At 60.5% G+C, this 16281-nt stretch carries 12 protein-coding genes and 1 tRNA gene; 6 read left to right on the top strand and 7 right to left on the bottom strand.

Annotated elements, in window-relative coordinates; translation table 11 throughout:
- The first annotated feature begins 126 nt into the window (after positions 1-126).
- Positions 127-477, top strand: coding sequence for a helix-turn-helix domain-containing protein (locus ABNP46_RS14020; protein WP_349918578.1), 351 nt, complete (start codon positions 127-129; stop codon positions 475-477).
- An 11-nt stretch (positions 478-488) separates the two neighbouring features.
- Here ABNP46_RS14020 and ABNP46_RS14015 read toward each other — a convergent pair whose 3' ends face one another.
- The 5 genes from ABNP46_RS14015 to ABNP46_RS13995 all read right to left on the bottom strand — a co-directional run bounded on the left by ABNP46_RS14015 (position 489) and on the right by ABNP46_RS13995 (position 4655).
- Entirely contained in the window at positions 489-1469 is a 981-nt protein-coding gene (locus ABNP46_RS14015) for a hypothetical protein (protein WP_349918576.1), read from the bottom strand.
- A complete protein-coding gene (locus tag ABNP46_RS14010) occupies positions 1466-2455 on the bottom strand; it encodes a YqaJ viral recombinase family protein (protein ID WP_349918575.1) in 990 nt (329 codons plus the stop codon). The genes ABNP46_RS14015 and ABNP46_RS14010 overlap by 4 nt, the downstream gene beginning before the upstream one ends.
- A 94-nt stretch (positions 2456-2549) precedes the next feature.
- Positions 2550-3500 (bottom strand): DUF932 domain-containing protein, encoded by a 951-nt coding sequence (locus tag ABNP46_RS14005; protein ID WP_349918574.1) that lies wholly within the window; start codon positions 3498-3500, stop codon positions 2550-2552.
- A gap of 256 nt (positions 3501-3756) precedes the next feature.
- Positions 3757-3832, bottom strand: a tRNA-Thr gene (locus tag ABNP46_RS14000).
- 82 nt (positions 3833-3914) lie between these two features.
- Positions 3915-4655 (bottom strand): phosphatase, encoded by a 741-nt coding sequence (locus ABNP46_RS13995; RefSeq protein ID WP_349918572.1) that lies wholly within the window; start codon positions 4653-4655, stop codon positions 3915-3917.
- Between the two features lie 466 nt (positions 4656-5121).
- Here ABNP46_RS13995 and ABNP46_RS13990 point away from each other — a divergent pair, with 466 nt between their 5' ends.
- The 4 genes from ABNP46_RS13990 to ABNP46_RS13975 all read left to right on the top strand — a co-directional run bounded on the left by ABNP46_RS13990 (position 5122) and on the right by ABNP46_RS13975 (position 12421).
- Positions 5122-5775, top strand: coding sequence for a TetR/AcrR family transcriptional regulator (locus ABNP46_RS13990; protein WP_349918571.1), 654 nt, complete (start codon positions 5122-5124; stop codon positions 5773-5775).
- Between the two features lie 47 nt (positions 5776-5822).
- Positions 5823-8147 (top strand): acyl-CoA dehydrogenase, encoded by a 2325-nt coding sequence (locus ABNP46_RS13985; protein ID WP_349918569.1) that lies wholly within the window; start codon positions 5823-5825, stop codon positions 8145-8147.
- A gap of 162 nt (positions 8148-8309) precedes the next feature.
- A complete protein-coding gene (locus ABNP46_RS13980) occupies positions 8310-11372 on the top strand; it encodes an efflux RND transporter permease subunit (RefSeq protein WP_349918568.1) in 3063 nt (1020 codons plus the stop codon).
- A 14-nt stretch (positions 11373-11386) separates the two neighbouring features.
- Positions 11387-12421: an efflux RND transporter periplasmic adaptor subunit gene (locus ABNP46_RS13975; RefSeq protein ID WP_434476148.1), complete on the top strand. Its 1035-nt coding sequence runs from the start codon at positions 11387-11389 to the stop codon at positions 12419-12421.
- Between the two features lie 65 nt (positions 12422-12486).
- On the opposite strand, the gene pyk is transcribed toward ABNP46_RS13975, so the two are convergent.
- Together pyk and ABNP46_RS13965 are read right to left on the bottom strand one after the other, a co-directional pair.
- Complete coding sequence (gene pyk, locus ABNP46_RS13970; RefSeq protein WP_349918567.1) at positions 12487-13926, bottom strand: pyruvate kinase; 1440 nt, start codon at positions 13924-13926, stop codon at positions 12487-12489.
- A 163-nt stretch (positions 13927-14089) separates the two neighbouring features.
- Entirely contained in the window at positions 14090-14944 is an 855-nt protein-coding gene (locus ABNP46_RS13965; protein WP_349918565.1) for a MurR/RpiR family transcriptional regulator, read from the bottom strand.
- Positions 14945-15292: 348 nt separating this feature from the next.
- Between ABNP46_RS13965 and glk the strand changes: the two genes are divergently transcribed.
- On the top strand, positions 15293-16261 hold the full coding sequence (gene glk / locus ABNP46_RS13960) for a glucokinase (protein WP_349918563.1): 969 nt from the start codon (positions 15293-15295) through the stop codon (positions 16259-16261).
- Positions 16262-16281: the final 20 nt, after the last annotated feature.

Raw genomic sequence — 16281 nt, 5'->3', positions numbered from 1 at the left:
GATAACCTTTTACAGGTCAGGCAGGCAAAAAATGCCCAATAACAACCTATTAGGTTGATGTTCACCTTTTGCGGTTCTTCATGTCAACGAGTCCACCCCCAACCATAGGGGTTGGTTGGAGGACTTATGACAGATATCAACTTTGAGCAGTTAGCCAAGAGCGTGGGCAAAGCTATTGGGCGTCAGCGTAACCAGGCTGGGTTTACCCAGGAGCAGGTGGCTGAACACCTCAGTATCGGGATGGAGGCGGTCTCGCGGATGGAGCGGGGGATTGTGGTGCCGACCGTAGTGCGGTTGGCGGAGTTGGCTCAGCTGTTTGGCTGTGAGCTGGCGGACTTTCTGCGCGAGACCAGCAACCGCCCGACCGAGCAGGGCATTGTGCTGAGTCAGCAACTGGCTCGGCTCGATGATGTTGACCGAACCCTGTTGCTGGAAACGGTGGAACGGTTGGTGGAGCGGTTGGCTCGTCCCCGCTGATCACCCACCATTCACTGGGGAGGAGATGGGTTCCCTTTCCCCAATTTATTGGTGAGCGGACTCCTTCTTGGTTGTGGCCTCTGCGGCGTTCTGGTTGCTTGGCTTTGCGGTGCGTTATGCGAGGTAGTTGCCTCCGCACCAGCGTTACCATTCACCGCCTCGTCGCTGTTGGCTTTTGGATAGAACTCCTCTAGCAGCATCGGCACCTCTTCATCGATATCCTCAAACTGGCCGTTACGCAGCAACTCACGGGCTGCTTGCTCCATCTGGTCGATGGCGAGTCCCGCCTCTTGGTCACGCTGGGCGGTCTCTTGTGCTTGCCTGACTGCCTCGGTCAGGTTGGTCTCTTCCCGCAAGGTCAAATCCACGTAGTAGACCGGTGTGCGATAGGACTGGGTAGTGCTCTTGGCTCGCAGCCGTAGGGTGAGCGGCAGATAGCGGGTATGGCCGCCGCTCACTGCTTCCAGGTACTTCAGTCGTGCCGCTAGGGTGCGTACCGAGTTGTAGCCGGTGGTACGAAAGATAAAGCTGCCCAGCTCATCCCCTTGCCCCTCCACAAACAGGTTCAGTCGCCCGTACAGCTTGCAGCCCTGTTGCCCGGCAAAGGCGCAGTGCTCTGGCCCTGGGCAGCTGACCTCCTCCATGCTTTGTGCCCCCACGCGTCTTGCCACGTCCCCATTACCGACACAGAGCGGCCTGCCGGTTTGCCGGTCAAAGGCGCTATATTCCGCCCGTAGATTCAAGTCGCTGTCGTTGAACAGCACCCGCACCGGAATGGCGCGGATCTTGGTCTGCTCCTGCCCTTGGCCATTCTTTTGCGATGAGTAGTGTTGGTGCAGGGGATGGAGCAGCCATCCACCCTTTTGTTGTATCTGGGTGGTGAGGGTGAAGCTGTCGTCCTTCTCTGGCACCCACTTATCCTGTTTTTGCACCAGCTTGCCGATGCAGATCCGCCCGATCACGGGCGGGGTGATCGCCAGTCCTTTAATCATGATGTTTGCCTCAATGGTTGAATGGTGAAACGGCGCACGCCGGGCACCGGTTTGACGTAACGGGTAAGCAGGTCGGGATGATCCCGACCGAGCTTATCCAGATCCGGTGCCAGCCGGTCTTTGCTGCGCTTCCAGGTGATCTTGCCGTCAGCAAACAGCCCGGCGGTCGCTCCACCCAAGGTGGCTTGCAGCTGCTGCTTGAGTTGTGACTCCTGTAGCTCGACGGCTTCCTTTTGCTGACGCAAGCGCAATAGCTCCCCAAACAGCTGGTTGAACTCGGGTGAATCGGAGAGATCCACCGTCTGGCCATCGTCACGCGGAAACAGCCAGCTCAGGGCGTTGGCGGCATCACTCGAGCCGTCAGGCTCGGGCTGCTGGTCTTGTTGCACCATCTGCCAGAACTGCGCCTCCCGCTCCGTGAGATCCTGGATCTTCTTTTCGTCACGCTCGATGCGGTAAATCCGAAAATCCTGACCACTGATGAGCACTGCCACTTCGGCCCAGGCATGGCCGGTGACGGCCAGTTGATGTAGTACCTGACACTGGTAAGCCACCGGCACCCCTTCCTCCCACTGGGGGGAACTGTGATAGCTGGCGGTCTTGATCTCCAGAATGCCCGGCCCATCTGGATGGCCGACCACCTCTCGGTCGAGGTTGGCGAGCATGAAGGGTTGCTCGGGGTGTTGCAGTACCGCATTGACCCGGCGTACCTTGTGGCCGGTGCGTTTGGCATAGACCTGCGCCAACACCGGCTCCAGTTCAATGCCCCACAGCACCGCTTCCTTGTGGGAGATATCTTCTGGCTCCTTGCGGCCGGTTTTCTCTAGCCATAGGGTGAGTGGGCATTTGTAGGGGGAGAGGCCTACAGCCACGGCAGCATCGGAAGATCCAATGCCGAGCTTGCGGATAGCGAGCCACTGCTCGCGGGTTAATTGGGTAGTGGAGGCCAGCCGCAGGGCTTGGCCATATTTGGCTTTTGCTTTCATGACGACTCCTTGTTGACGGCATAAATGGCTACGCCCGGATTGGCTTGCGTCAGTCCGGGTGAGGTCGTTATGCGGTTTGAATGGGGAAGTGGAATTACTGCAGCAGAGTGAGGGCCTGATTCAGCGCTTGGGACTTGAGTTGGGCGCCCTGACCGAACCAAGCGGAATCGAGCCGATGATCCTGACTGCGTGCGCGGCGATGGTGATCCACGTATTCGGTGACCGCATTGACCAGCCCCCAGGCTGTATTGCGTGAGCTGGCAAGCTCTGATCCCATGCCTGTGCCCTGATAGAGCTCATGCAGCCGTTGTACCGGCCGAGTGAGGATGATCTTCTCCTCATCCAGCGGTTGCGCCAGCAGGTCGCTGAAAAAGCGCAGTGCCTCTTCGGGAGCCACGGGCCGCTGCGCTAAAGCCTTGGTTTGTGTCTTGAATTCATCCCAATGAGAGAGCTCCAGCCCAAGTGACTCTTTGACGGCAGTAGCATCGAACTGAGTGGAGTGGGGTACCTTGATGGCACCGGTAGCACCGTGCAGTGCCATCTGCAGGGTGTTATTGCAGACCACCCGCAGAGACGTGAATTGCGCCGTAGTGCAAAGCGTGCCGTCGCAACTGGTCGCCAGCAGCAGATAGGACTTTACCAAGTCATTGCCTTTGAGTTTTAGGTCCTGACCGGTTTTAGCCAGAGCCCACAGCTTGCGGCCGCCTTTAAGCGAGCCTGCGGTCTCCAGCTCAAAGCCACCGGCTTCCACTAGGTCTTGATAGAAGTGCAGCACCTCGTGAGGCTGTACCACGTTGTAACGACTTGAGACCACCGACAGGGGGGCGAGGGTATCGGAGCGATAGAGCACCTTGCTGTCGGTATAGTGCCTGATATGCAGCGCATCGGAGGCGACGTTGAACATCACATCGCTCTGCTCAATGGTCCAGTCCATCCTGGCAGCTTGCAGCCAGATATCTAGGGATTGTCGTGGTGGCAAGATATTGCCGAGACCATGCCAAGGCGTTTGGCCGGTGTAGGCCATGGTGTCGATAAGGTGTGCCATAGGGATATCTCCAATGAAAAAGGGACTGCACAGTGCAGTCCATTGGGTAGGTTCATGGAGATAACATATATCTGTAAAATAATGTAATGAGACGCATTCAGTATCTGAAACAAGAGTAAGTGTATTCTGGACGTAGCCGGATCAGAAAGTGAAGGACAGGAGGGTAATGAAGAACAAAAGCGGGGTATGGGGAGGGGTATAGAGCTAAAAATCACAAAGACTTAGCATCATCACAATGCTAAGTCTTTGTTTTATTTGGTGCCGGTAATAGGAGTCGAACCTACGACCTTCGCATTACGAATGCGCTGCTCTACCAACTGAGCTACACCGGCGTGCAGCTAGATTCCCGAAAACTGAGCCATGAGTCAATGCGCCTTGGCAAATTTCATGAGGCCGCTCATGGAGTTAGGCTATCTAGAAATCTGCGAACTCCGGGATATGGGCCCGGCCGCGGCTCTCGAGGAAATCGAGCAGGGCACGGGGGGAGCGGGCCAGGATCCGTTCCTCGGGGAAACCGGTCTCTGCCACCAGCCGCTTGCAGTGCTCGAAGTCTCCCAGGCTGAAGGCGACGTGAGAGTCGGAGCCGAAGGTGAGGTAGGCACCCAGATCGCGGGCGGCCTCGACAATGGCGCGGCAGTTGCCTTCACTGCCGGGGCGGGAGTGGGTGAAGGAGGAGTTGTTGAGTTCGAGCGCTACTCGGTACTCGGCGGCGGCCCTGACCACGGCCGGGATATCGATGGGGAAGGCGGGATTGCCGGGGTGGCTTATCATGTCGACCCGACCGCTCTTGATGGCATTGATCATGGCCTGGGTGTGCGTCGCCTGATCGCAGGGGGGAAACACCGGCTCGTGGAAGCCCGCCATGATCATGTCGAGGCGGGACTCATAGCGTTCGGGGAAGTCTATCTCGCCGGCGATGTTCTTGATGTTGGCCTCGATGCCGCGCAGTATGCCGACCCCATCCACGACCCTCGGCAGCACGTGCAGATTGACGAAGTGCCAGACGTGGGGCGCATCGGCCATCTCCGGGCCGTGATCCGTGGTGGCGAACAGCTTGATGCCCCGGGCTTTGGCGATGGGCAGATAGTCGTGAATGGTGCTGTAGGCGTGGGTGCTGGCGACGGTGTGCGTGTGGGTATCGACCGTATACTTCATCTTCTCTCCCCTCTGGCATGAGGCGCCAGCATAGCAAAAATGGCGGATAGAGGCCACGCAGCGGCTTGCCATACTCTGTCACAAATTACGGCAAGACTGACAAAGTCTGGCCACTTTTGGCAGGGAGAATGGCCCCATCGATGCAAGCCTGAACACCCATCGATGGGTCGACACTGGATGGTCCGACCCGTTTCCCCACCGTCGCCCCCTGCGACGGTTTTTTTTGCCCAGATCCCTGGACATGCTTATTTACTGGATAAAAAAATGCCCAACTAACATGGCGTTAGTTGGGCGAGACTTAATGTTTAATTGCAGTGGCATAGATATAGAGTTCCGTTTCCCGACGAAGTTCCCACCTTGTTCCTCTTTTTTGATTAAAAACATTTCCTCAACACCCGTTCACATTCCCTTGACATGATTGGGCGTGAAACGTACTTTTTAAACATTCGTTTAAGTGAGGTGTCCAGTGAGTAAAATCGATACCAAGAACCGTATTCTCGATGCCGCCGAGGTGCTGTTTGCCGAGCGGGGGTTTGCCGATACCTCCTTGCGTCTGATCACCAGCGAGGCCGATGTGAACCTGGCCTCGGTCAACTACCACTTCGGCTCCAAGAAGGAGCTGATCCAGGCGGTGCTTGACCGCTATCTGAGCCTCTTCATGCCGGAACTGGATGCTCGCCTGCACACCCTGATGGCGCAGGAGCAGCTGACGCTCTTGCAGGTGTTCGAGAGCTTCGTCGAACCCTTGATGAAATTGGTGGCCGTGCGCACCAACGGGCCTGCCATCTTCATGCAACTGCTGGGACGCGGCTACATCGACAGCCAGGGTCACCTGCGCCGTTTCATCACCACCCACTATGGCGCCACCCTGCACGGGATCACCCAGGCCATCTCCAAGGCCAACCCGGCCTTGTCGCCCGCGGATCTGTTCTGGCGCCTGCACTTCACCCTGGGCACCGTCGTGTTCACCATGGCGTCCGCCGATGCCCTGCGTGATATCGCCCAGGCCGATTTTGGCCAGCAGCTCGATGTAGAAGGGCTGGTGCGCAACGTAATTCCTTATCTGGCGTCCGGTGTCGGTGCGCCCGTGGAGTCGACCAGGCTCTCCCTGGCCGTGTAGTGCCCAACAATAATCAACGGAAACAGTGAAATAAAAGGAACTTTCGTATGATCACATTGCTTGTCCTGCTGGTGCTGGCGATAGCCGTGGTACTCGGGATCCCAGCCATCCGCAAAAAGGTGGTGACCCGTCCGGTGTTCGGTATCTTCAAGAAAATCCTGCCGCCCTTGTCGGCCACCGAGCGTGAGGCCATGGAGGCTGGCTCCGTCTGGTGGGATGGCGAGCTGTTTCGTGGCAACCCCGACTGGAAGAAGTTGCACGGCTATGGCAAGGCGACCCTGAGCGCCGAGGAGCAGGCCTTCATCGACAATCAGGTCGAGACCCTGCTCGCCATGGTGGATGACTTCAAGATCGTCAACGAGACCAAGGATCTGCCGGAACCGGTGTGGGATTACCTGAAGAAGGAAGGCTTCTTCGCCCTGATCATTCCGAAATCCTATGGCGGGCGCGAGTTTTCGGCCATCGCCAACTCCACCATCGTCACCCGCATCGCCACCAAGAGCCTGAGCGTGGCGGTCACCGTCATGGTGCCGAACTCCCTCGGCCCCGGCGAATTGCTGATGCACTATGGTACCCAGGCCCAGAAGGACTTCTGGCTGCCGGGACTGGCCAATGGCAAGGAAGTGCCCTGTTTCGCCCTGACCGGCCCGGAAGCGGGTTCCGATGCGGGCGCGATTCCCGACAAGGGGATCGTCTGCAAGGGCATGTACAAGGGTGAGGAAGTGCTCGGGCTTCGCCTGAACTGGAACAAGCGCTATATCACCCTGGCCCCGCGTGCCACCGTGCTGGGCCTGGCGTTCAAGATGTATGACCCGGACAAGCTGCTGGGAGACAAGGAAGAGATCGGCATCACCTGTGCCCTGATCCCGACCAACCACCCCGGCGTGCGGGTCGGCGATCGCCACTACCCCATGGGGCTGGCGTTCCTGAACGGCCCGACCTTCGGCAAGGATGTGTTCATTCCGCTCGACTGGATCATCGGTGGCCCGGAATACGCGGGTCGCGGCTGGCGCATGCTGGTTGAATGCCTCTCCGCCGGTCGTGGCATCTCGTTGCCGGCCCTCGGCACTGCCTGTGGTCACATGGCGAGTCGCACCGTGGGTGCCTACTCCTATGTGCGCAAGCAGTTCGGCATGTCCATCGGCAAGTTTGAAGGGGTGCAGGAGGCGCTGGCTCGCATCGGCGGTTTGACCTATCAGCTGGAAGGGGCGCGTCGCATGACCGCAGGTTCCCTGGATCTGGGGCAGGCACCGGCCATCGTCACCGCGATTTCCAAGTACCACATGACCGAGATGGCCCGCCAGATCATGGATGACTCCATGGACATCCACGCCGGTCGCGCCATCCAGCTCGGTCCGAAGAACTACACCGGCTACGCCTACATGGGCATTCCGGTGGCCATCACGGTGGAAGGGGCCAATATCCTGACCCGCAACCTGATGATCTTCGGCCAGGGTGCCACCCGTTGTCACCCCTATGTGTTCGCCGAGCTGGAAGCGGCCGCCGACACCGACGTGGAGCGCGGCCTCGAGAAGTTCGACGCCCTGCTGATGAAGCACATCGCGTTTGGCACCGGCAACTTCTTCGGCGCCCTGTTCCAGGGGTTGACCCTGGGCCAGTTCAACGGTTCCCCGGTGGGTGGCGAGACCGCACGCTACTACAAGCAACTGTCCCGCATGAGCAAGGGGCTGGCGCTGTGCGCCGATGTCTCCATGCTGATGCTGGGTGGGGATCTCAAGCGCAAGGAGATGATCTCCGCTCGCCTGGGTGACGTGCTGAGTCATCTCTATCTGGCTTCTGCGACCCTCAAGCATTACGAGGATCAGGGTCGCATGGTCTCGGATCTGCCCTTCGTGCAGTACGCAGTAGAACGTAACCTCTACCTCATCGGCAAGGCGTTCGAGGGCTTCTTCCAGAACTTCCCGAACAAGGTCGCAGGGGCCGTGCTCAAGCGGGTGGTGTTCCCGTTCGGTGTCGGTTACAAGATGCCGGCGGACGATCGCTGCCACGCCATCTGCCTGGCCATGATGAAGCCGGGTGAGTTCCGCGACCGCCTGACTGCCCTGTGCTATGTGGGCAAGGATGAGGCGGATCCGGTCGGCCAGATGGAGCGCGCCTTCCAGGCCATGGTCGCGGTTCAGCCCATCGAGAAGAAGCTGGTGCAGGCCCAGAAAGAGGGCAAGCTGCCACGCAAGATGGCCCTGCCTGAGCTGGTCGCCGCGGCGCTGTCCCAGTCCATCCTGAGCCAGGATGAGGCGGACAAGCTGCTGGCCGCCGATGCCTTGCGCTATGAGGCTATCCAGGTAGACAACTTCGCGCCCGGTGAGCTGGAGGGATTGTCTCAACCGGCCCCGGCGGTGCATGCCGCCTGAGTCTGATGCTAGATTGAAAAACCGGCCCATGTGGCCGGTTTTTTTGTTGTTTAACCAGGCATTTACAATGCCGATTAATTCCAGTTTAATGCAATGGCCCTCACCCTTGGGCAGGAAGCCAGGCCAGCGGAATGGCCGATAACAACAACTCAGGAAGAGTGAATGAACCTCGCCAAAACGGCGATCGAACGCCCCATCTGGGTGGCGGTTTCGGTCGTGCTTATTTTTCTGCTGGGCCTGCTCAGCATTCGGGGACTGCCGATCCAGCTGTTTCCCGACATCGATCGTCCCCACCTCAACATCTCGGTGAGCTGGCGATCCGCCTCGCCTCAGGAGATGGAGTCTGAGGTCACCGACCCCATCGAGCAGGAGATGCAGGGGGTGCAGGGGCTGAAAAGCATCGGCAGCAACAGCTACCCCGGTTTCACCGAGATCAACCTGGCATTTGCGCTTGGTACCGACATGCAGCGGGCCCAGCTCGATGTGATCTCGCGGCTGAACCGGGTCTCCGGTCTGCCGGACAGGATCGACGGCCCCTACGTCAACAACTACAACAGCAACGACACCCTCACCTTCTTCTTCATCCAGCAGCTGCCCGGCGCCAAGGGGTTGATCGACGATCATCAGGCGCTGATCGAGGCGCGGATCAAACCGGAGCTGGAGCGGATCCCCGGAGTGTCCACCGTGGAGGTGGAGGGGATCAACGAGCGCCAGATCCAGGTGCGGTTCGACCCCTATCGCGCCGCCGAGCTCGGGGTGGAGATCCCGGTGCTCGCCAGCCGGGCCAGCACGGACTGGGATGTGTCTGCCGGCACCCTCGATATCGGTCGCTGGGAGTACAAGTTGCGCTTCGCCGGTCGCTACGATGTGGAGACCCTGGGGGACAAGGTGGTGGACTGGCGCGATGGCCTGCCCATCTACCTGCGGGACGTGGCCGAGGTGCGGCTGGCCCGGGAGGATAACCCGGTGCTGCGCATCCAGAACGGCAACACCGCCATCGCGGCCCAGATCTTCAAGGAGAGCGGGGCCAATGCGCTGGCGGCGCTGGAGGGGATCAAGGCCAAGGTCGGCGAGCTCAACCGGGAGGTGCTGGAGCCGGTCGGCTTGCACATGGAACAGTCGTTTGACGCCTCCTTGTACATCAACCGGGCGGTGGGCATGGTGACCGCCAACCTGGGGCTGGGGGTCCTGCTCTCCTGCGCCATCCTCTGGGTCTTCCTGCGTCAGCTCAAGGCGACCCTGATGATAGCGATCGCCATCCCCATCAGCATCATGCTCACTTTCTGTCTGCTCAAGATCATGGGCAGAACCCTCAACGTCATCTCCCTGGCCGGCATCGCCTTCGCGGTAGGCATGGTGCTGGATGCGGCCATCGTCGTGCTGGAGAGCATCTATCGCCGCACCGAGCGGGGAGATATCAGCAAGGCGGAGGCGGCGCTGGACGGAACCAGTCGAGTGTGGACGGCGCTGGTGGCCTCGACCCTCACCACGGTCGCCATCTTCCTGCCGGTACTGCTGCTCAACGACGTGGAGGGACAGCTGTTTGCGGATCTCGCCCTCACCATCGCCTGCGCCGTCACTGTCTCCATGCTGGTGGCGGTGACCGTTCTGCCGGCGGTGGCGGCGCGTTGGATGGGGCGCGAGCGGCTGATTGACCCTTATGACAGCCTGTGGCAGCGCACCACCCGCCACGTGATCCGCTGGACATCCACCTCCCGCCAGCGTTGGACCATCATCCTCCTGATGATGAGCGGGCCCATGCTGGTGAGCTGGTGGCTGCTGCCCAAGATGAACTACCTGCCGGACGTGAAGCGCGACGCCATCGACGTCTGGATGACCTTCACCCCTGGGGTCAACCCCCAGGCTCAGCGTGAAGAGGTGATCGATACCCTCATTGCCAGGCTGGATCCCTACATGAAGGGGGAGAAGGAGCCGGCCCTCAAGAACTATTACATCTTGCGCTACCCGGGCGGCGCCCAGATCGGGGTGCGTCCCAAGGACGAGGCCCAGATCAAGGTGCTGGAGCGCCTGCTGATGGACAACCTGCTGGCCAACATCCCGGACACCCGGGCCTTCGGCGGCCAGGGCTCCCTGTTTGGCGGCTTTGACAGCGAGAACAGCATCTCGTTGCTTGTCCAGGGCGGCACCTTGCCCGAGCTCTATCGGGCGGCCAGGGAGAGCATGGCCATCGTACAAAAAGACCTGCCGGGGGCCCAGATACGGCCCGATCCCGGTCTCGACTTCACCGCCCCCGAGCTGCTGCTGGTGCCGCAAGACAGGCGGTTGGCGGAAGTGGGCTGGGATCGCACCCCCATGCCTACCATCATCCAGACCTTCGGGGATGGTCTGCGGGTCGGCGAGTATTTCGATGGGGAGGACAGGCTGGACATCCTGCTGATGGGCCAGAGCTCGGCCAATCCGGATGAGCTCAGAGCCGTACCGCTCGCGACCCCCTCCGGGCGTATCGTGCCCCTGGGGGAATTGCTGCGGGTGGAGCACAACCTGGGGCCGGAGAGCATCTTTCGGGCCGACGGGCGGCGCAGCATCCAGCTCTTTATCACCCCGCCGGACGGCATGAGCATGGAGCAGGTACTGGAAACCCTGCAGAGCAAGAGCTTCGCCGCCATCCGGCCAATCCTGCCTGCGGGCGGGGAGCTGCAGGTGGCTGGCAATGCCGACAGCCTGCAACAGGCACTGGACAACCTCGGCAGCATCTTCCTGTTTGCGGTGCTGATCCTGCTCATCCTGCTGTGGGGCGTCTTCGCCTCGTTGAAAGATGCCATCCTGGTGCTGCTGACCCTGCCTCTGGCGGCGGTTGGCGGCGTGCTGGCGCTGCGCCTGAGCGGCTTGCTGGTGCCGCTGCCGATGGATCTCTTGACCATCATCGGCTTCGTCATCCTGCTGGGACTGGTGGTCAACAACGCCATCCTGCTGGTGCATCAGACCCGTACGGCCGAGCGGGAGGGCATGAGCCGGCCCGCCGCGGTGGCCGATGCGCTGCAAAGCCGGATGCGTCCCATCGCCATGACCAGCCTGACCAGCATCTTCGGCATGTTGCCCCTGATGCTGAGCCCGAGCGAGGGCAGCGAGATCTATCGGGGGCTGGCTACCGTCATCGTCGGCGGCATGAGTTGCAGCACCCTGTTTACCCTGATCCTGCTCCCCGCCTTCTTGCGGCTGGGTGAGCGGGTCGACGTGCCGCAGCCCATTCGGCAGCGAGCCTGAGGAAGGAACCCAAGATGAAACGAATGATGACAAGGATGATGCTGGTCACGGCCCTCGGTCTCGGCCTGCCGGTTCAGGCCAAGATGGTGACCCTGGCCAGCGTGACCCAGGGGGAGGCGGGCGCCAGCATCTGGGTCAGCGGCACGGTGGCAAGTCGTCAGCAGGCGGCGCTGAGCGCCGAGGTGAGTGGCCGGGTTGAGTGGATTGCGGAGTTCGGCAGTCGGGTCAAGGCGGGGGACGAGCTGCTGCGCCTCGACGGGGCCGCGCTGCGGCTGTCGCTCGAGCAGTCCCAGGCCGAGCAGGTCAAGGAGCAGAGCAACCTGAACTTCGCCAAGGCGGAGTTCCAGCGCCTCGAGCGGTTGCACCAGCAGAAGAGCGCCTCCCAGAGCCAGTACGACAAGGCGCGCTATGACGTGGAACAGGCGGCCCTGGCGGAGCGACTGGCGGGGGTACAGGTGCGTCAAATCGAGGAGCAGCTGCGCAGGACCCACATCTTCGCCCCCTTCGACGGGGTGGTGAACGATCACTTCATCCAGCCAGGGGAGCACGTGGACGCGGGGGAGAAGGCGCTGGAGCTGGTCAATCCGGATGTGCCGGACATTCGGTTGCGGGCGCCCATCGTCTGGGCCCAGCAACTGGGAGACGGAGCCAAGTTGCGGATCGAGGGGGAACAGCTCAGCGGTCACGGTGTTTATTACCAGCGGGCGGCGAGCGCGGATCCCAAGTCCCGCCTCATCGAGCTGCGGCTTAAACCCGACGCCGGTCATTTCATCATCGGCTCGCCGGTACGGGTGGCTCTGCCGCTGGGCCAGCAGCAGACCATGCTGCTGCCAAGAGATGCACTGGTGCTTAATACCGAGGGGAGCGTGGTCTATCAGGTCAAACAGACTGGGGATGCACTGACAGTCAGCAGAGTCCCCGTGACCGTATTGTTCGGTGACAGCGATCAGGTGGCGGTGAGCGGGGCCCTCAAGCAGGGAGACCAGGTCGTGGTGCGTGGCGCCGGCAGCCTGCAGGATGGGGACAAGGTGGAGCTGTTTCGTGGCTGAGATGGGCGGTGAGGCATAAAAAAACGGCTCCCGAGGGAGCCGTTTTTACGAGCTGTGATGGGGAATTACTCGACCATCATCACCTTGCAGGTATTGGTACTGCCCACGGTTTCCATCTTGTCGCCATGGGTCAACAGCACCATGTCGCCACTCTGGACCAGGCCCTTTGCCTTGAGTACGTCCAGTGCCTCGCGGCACACCTCGTACACCGGCTTGCTCTCGTCACCGTCGAACAGCACCGGGGTCACGCCGCGGTACAGGTTGGCCCAGGAGAGAGTCTTGTTGTGGGGAGACATGGCGAAGATGGGCAGGCCGGAGCTGATGCGGGACATCAGCAGCGGGGTGGTGCCGGACTCGGTCAGTGCCACGATCGCCTTGACCCCTTCCAGGTGGTTGGCGGCATACATGGTGGACATGGCTACCGCTTCTTCCACCGAGGTGAAGGTGTAGCTCATGCGGTGGTTGGAGACGTTCAGGCTCGGGTGCTTCTCGGCCCCCACGCAGACGCTGGCCATGGAGGTGACGGTCTCGATGGGGAACTGACCGGCTGCGGTCTCGGCGGAGAGCATCACCGCATCGGTACCGTCCAGCACGGCGTTGGCCACGTCCATCACCTCGGCGCGGGTCGGCAGCGGCGCGTTGATCATGGACTCCATCATCTGGGTCGCGGTGATGACCACGCGGTTGAGGCGACGGGAGTGGCGAATGAGCTTCTTCTGCACACCGACCAGCTCGGGATCGCCGATCTCGACGCCCAGATCCCCACGGGCCACCATGACGGCATCGGAGCCGAGGATGATGTCTTCCATGGCTTCATCGCTGGCGACGGTTTCGGCGCGCTCGACCTTGGCCACGATCTTGGCATTGGAGCCAGCCTCGCGGGCCAGTTCGCGGGCGTAACGCAGGTCATCCCCGTTGCGGGGGAAGGAGACGGCCAGATAGTCCACGTCCATGCGGGCGGCGGTCTTGATGTCTTCCTTGTCTTTCTCGGTCAGGGCCGGTGCGGAGAGGCCGCCGCCTTTCTTGTTGATGCCCTTGTTGTTGGAGAGGGGGCCCGCCACGGTGACGCTGGTATAGATGCGGGTGCCTTCCACCTGTTCGACTTTGAGCTGCACGCGACCGTCATCCAGCAGCAGGATATCGCCGGGCACCACGTCCCCTGGCAGGCTCTTGTAGTCGATACCGACCTGTTCCTGGCAGCCTTCCCCCTTGCCGAGAGCGGCGTCGAGCACGAACTTGTCACCGATGGCGAGGTAGATCTTGCCATCCTTGAAGGTGGATACGCGGATCTTGGGGCCTTGCAGATCGCCCATGATGGCGACGTGGCGGCCGAGCTTGGCGGCGATTTCACGCACCTGGTTGGCGCGCTGGATATGATCTTCAGGAGTGCCGTGAGAGAAGTTCATCCGCACCATGTCGGCACCGGCGCGGATGATCCCCTCGAGGATGCCGTCGCGGTCGGTAGCCGGACCCAGTGTGGTTACAATCTTGGTACGTCTTGGCATGAAATACTCCAATGTGAAGTTGATATGACTTGAAATACTGCCCCGTCAAGCGAATAGCGTTGGCGCCCGCCTGCAGACCACTCTGAGTGGCCTTATGTTATTAAATTACGATACTACACCAAGCGAGTTGGCATAGACAGCCGGGGGATGGCCCCCCGAGCCTTCAGGAAGTATGGGGGGTATCAAAGCGGGATTCGCGCAAACCTTCTTTGACTTTCTTCAGGTTTTCGCGAAATTTCATGCCACGGCGCAGGGTAAAACCGGTTGCCAGTACGTCCACCAGTGCCAGCTGGGCAATGCGGGAGGCCATCGGCATGTAGACATCGGTGTCTTCCGGCACGTCCATGGAGAGCACCAGGTTGCACTCGCGGGCCAGGGGGGAATCCTTGGCGGTCATGCCGATCACGGTGGCATCGTTTTCACGGGCCAGCGCGGCAATTTCCACCAGCGCCTTGGTGCGGCCGGTGTGGGAAATCAACACCACCACGTCCCCTTCACTGCTGTTGATGCAGCTCATGCGCATCATCACGATGTCGTCGAAACTCACCACCGGAATGTTGAAGCGGAAGAACTTGTTCTGGGCATCGCGGGCCACGGCGGAGGAGGCGCCCAAGCCGAAGAAGCTGATCTTCTTGGACTGGGTCAGGATGTCGACGCAGCGATTGATGGCGGAGATATCCAGGCTGTTCTTGGCAGCATCCAGGCAGGCCATGGTGGACTCGAAGATCTTGGCGGTATAGGTATCGGGGCCGTCTTCCGCTTCCACGTGGCGGTTCACATAGGGAGTGCCGTTGGCCAGGCTCTGGGCCAGGTGCAGCTTGAAGTCCGGGAAACCCTTGGTATCGAGGCGGCGACAGAAGCGATTGACGGTGGGTTCGCTGACGTCGGCCATTTTGGCGAGGGTGGCAATGCTGGAGTGAATGGCTGTCTGGGGGGACGCCAGGATCACTTCAGCCACCTTACGCTCTGATTTACTGAAACTTTCCAGATTGTTCGTAATTTTATCGAGGGTATTCATCATTACCACCAGGCATTTTTGTAATTTAGCTTCAAGTGTCTTTGCACTAAGTTCACAATTTAGCGTGTTTCTAATTGACTCGAGGACTATACAAGACAAGCTCTTATCCAAACTAACCTCGTCCCCGTAAAGTATGACTCATGTCTAATTATTTCGTCATTTAGGTTACAAACTTCCATTTTGGCGGTGAAAACGCTTACAGATGTTGCAAAGCAACAACACTGTGAGCGGGCGCACAGTTGCGTTCAACAAACCCTCTGTCGCGGGGTGCGCTCGGGTAGAATCCTTGCCAAATAATAAGATCGGGACGGTAAGGGCCGCCCCGAGTTGGTAACGAAGGAGTTTGTTATGCAGCATACCCATGCGCTGGTCGGCGACGTCGGCGGCACCAATGCTCGGTTGGCCCTCTGTGAGCTGGCCACCGGCGCGATTTCCAAGGCCAAGACTTACTCCGGCCTGGCCCATCCCAGCCTGGAGGCGGTGATCCGCCTCTATCTGGAAGAGCATGAGGTCAGGGTGAGCGAGGCCTGCATCGCCATCGCCTGTCCCATCAACGGCGACTGGGTCGCCATGACCAACCACACCTGGGAATTCTCCATTAGCGAGATGCAGGCCAACCTGGGTCTGGCCGAATTGCAGGTCATCAACGATTTTACCGCCGTCTCCATGGCCGTCCCCGTACTGGGGGAAGGGGACAGGATCCAGCTCGGTGGTGATGCTCCCGTGGCGGGCAAGCCCGTCGCCATCTATGGCGCTGGCACCGGCCTCGGGGTCGCCCATCTGGTGCAGGCCGGCGAGCAGTGGCTCAGCCTGCCGGGGGAGGGCGGTCACGTGGACTTCGCCGCCAACAGCGAAGAAGAGGACGCCGTGCTGCAGGTGATGCGTGCCGAACTCGGCCATGTGTCGGCGGAACGGCTGCTGTCGGGCCCCGGTCTGGTCAACATCTACCGTGGCCTGGTGAAGTCTGACGGCCGCGAGCCTCAGGCCTTCGCCCCCAAGGACATTACCGAGCGGGCTCTGGCCGGGGATTGCCTCGACTGCCGTCGTACCCTAAGCCTGTTCTGCGTGCTGATGGGGCGCTTTGCCGGCAACCTGGCCCTCAACATGGGCACCTTCGGCGGTGTCTATATTGCCGGTGGCATAGTGCCACGCTTCCAGGAGTTCTTCATCGGCTCGGGTTTTCGGGTGGCGTTCGAAGACAAGGGGCGCTTCAAACCCTATCTCAAGGATATTCCCGTCTTCCTCATCACTCATGAGGGGCCGGGTCTGCTCGGCGCCGGCGCCTATCTGCGCCAGTCTCTCGGGATCCGGCTCTGAGGGGCGAAGGAAACGATGTC

The sequence above is a fragment of the Aeromonas veronii genome, from assembly GCF_040215105.1.
Lineage (GTDB): Bacteria > Pseudomonadota > Gammaproteobacteria > Enterobacterales > Aeromonadaceae > Aeromonas > Aeromonas veronii_G.
Note: the sequence above shows the minus strand (reverse complement) of the source record. Positions and strands in the feature narration are given on the sequence as shown.

What these genes read in the sequence shown, in the direction of transcription:
- ABNP46_RS13995 (WP_349918572.1), bottom strand. Translation starts at nt 4,655, where the DNA reads ATGAAGTATACGGTCGATACCCACACGCACACCGTCGCCAGCACCCAC.
- ABNP46_RS13975 (WP_434476148.1), top strand. Translation starts at nt 11,387, where the DNA reads ATGAAACGAATGATGACAAGGATGATGCTGGTCACGGCCCTCGGTCTC.
- ABNP46_RS14005 (WP_349918574.1), bottom strand. Translation starts at nt 3,500, where the DNA reads ATGGCACACCTTATCGACACCATGGCCTACACCGGCCAAACGCCTTGG.
- ABNP46_RS14015 (WP_349918576.1), bottom strand. Translation starts at nt 1,469, where the DNA reads ATGATTAAAGGACTGGCGATCACCCCGCCCGTGATCGGGCGGATCTGC.
- ABNP46_RS14010 (WP_349918575.1), bottom strand. Translation starts at nt 2,455, where the DNA reads ATGAAAGCAAAAGCCAAATATGGCCAAGCCCTGCGGCTGGCCTCCACT.
- ABNP46_RS13980 (WP_349918568.1), top strand. Translation starts at nt 8,310, where the DNA reads ATGAACCTCGCCAAAACGGCGATCGAACGCCCCATCTGGGTGGCGGTT.
- pyk (WP_349918567.1), bottom strand. Translation starts at nt 13,926, where the DNA reads ATGCCAAGACGTACCAAGATTGTAACCACACTGGGTCCGGCTACCGAC.
- ABNP46_RS13985 (WP_349918569.1), top strand. Translation starts at nt 5,823, where the DNA reads ATGATCACATTGCTTGTCCTGCTGGTGCTGGCGATAGCCGTGGTACTC.
- ABNP46_RS14020 (WP_349918578.1), top strand. Translation starts at nt 127, where the DNA reads ATGACAGATATCAACTTTGAGCAGTTAGCCAAGAGCGTGGGCAAAGCT.
- ABNP46_RS13965 (WP_349918565.1), bottom strand. Translation starts at nt 14,944, where the DNA reads ATGAATACCCTCGATAAAATTACGAACAATCTGGAAAGTTTCAGTAAA.
- glk (WP_349918563.1), top strand. Translation starts at nt 15,293, where the DNA reads ATGCAGCATACCCATGCGCTGGTCGGCGACGTCGGCGGCACCAATGCT.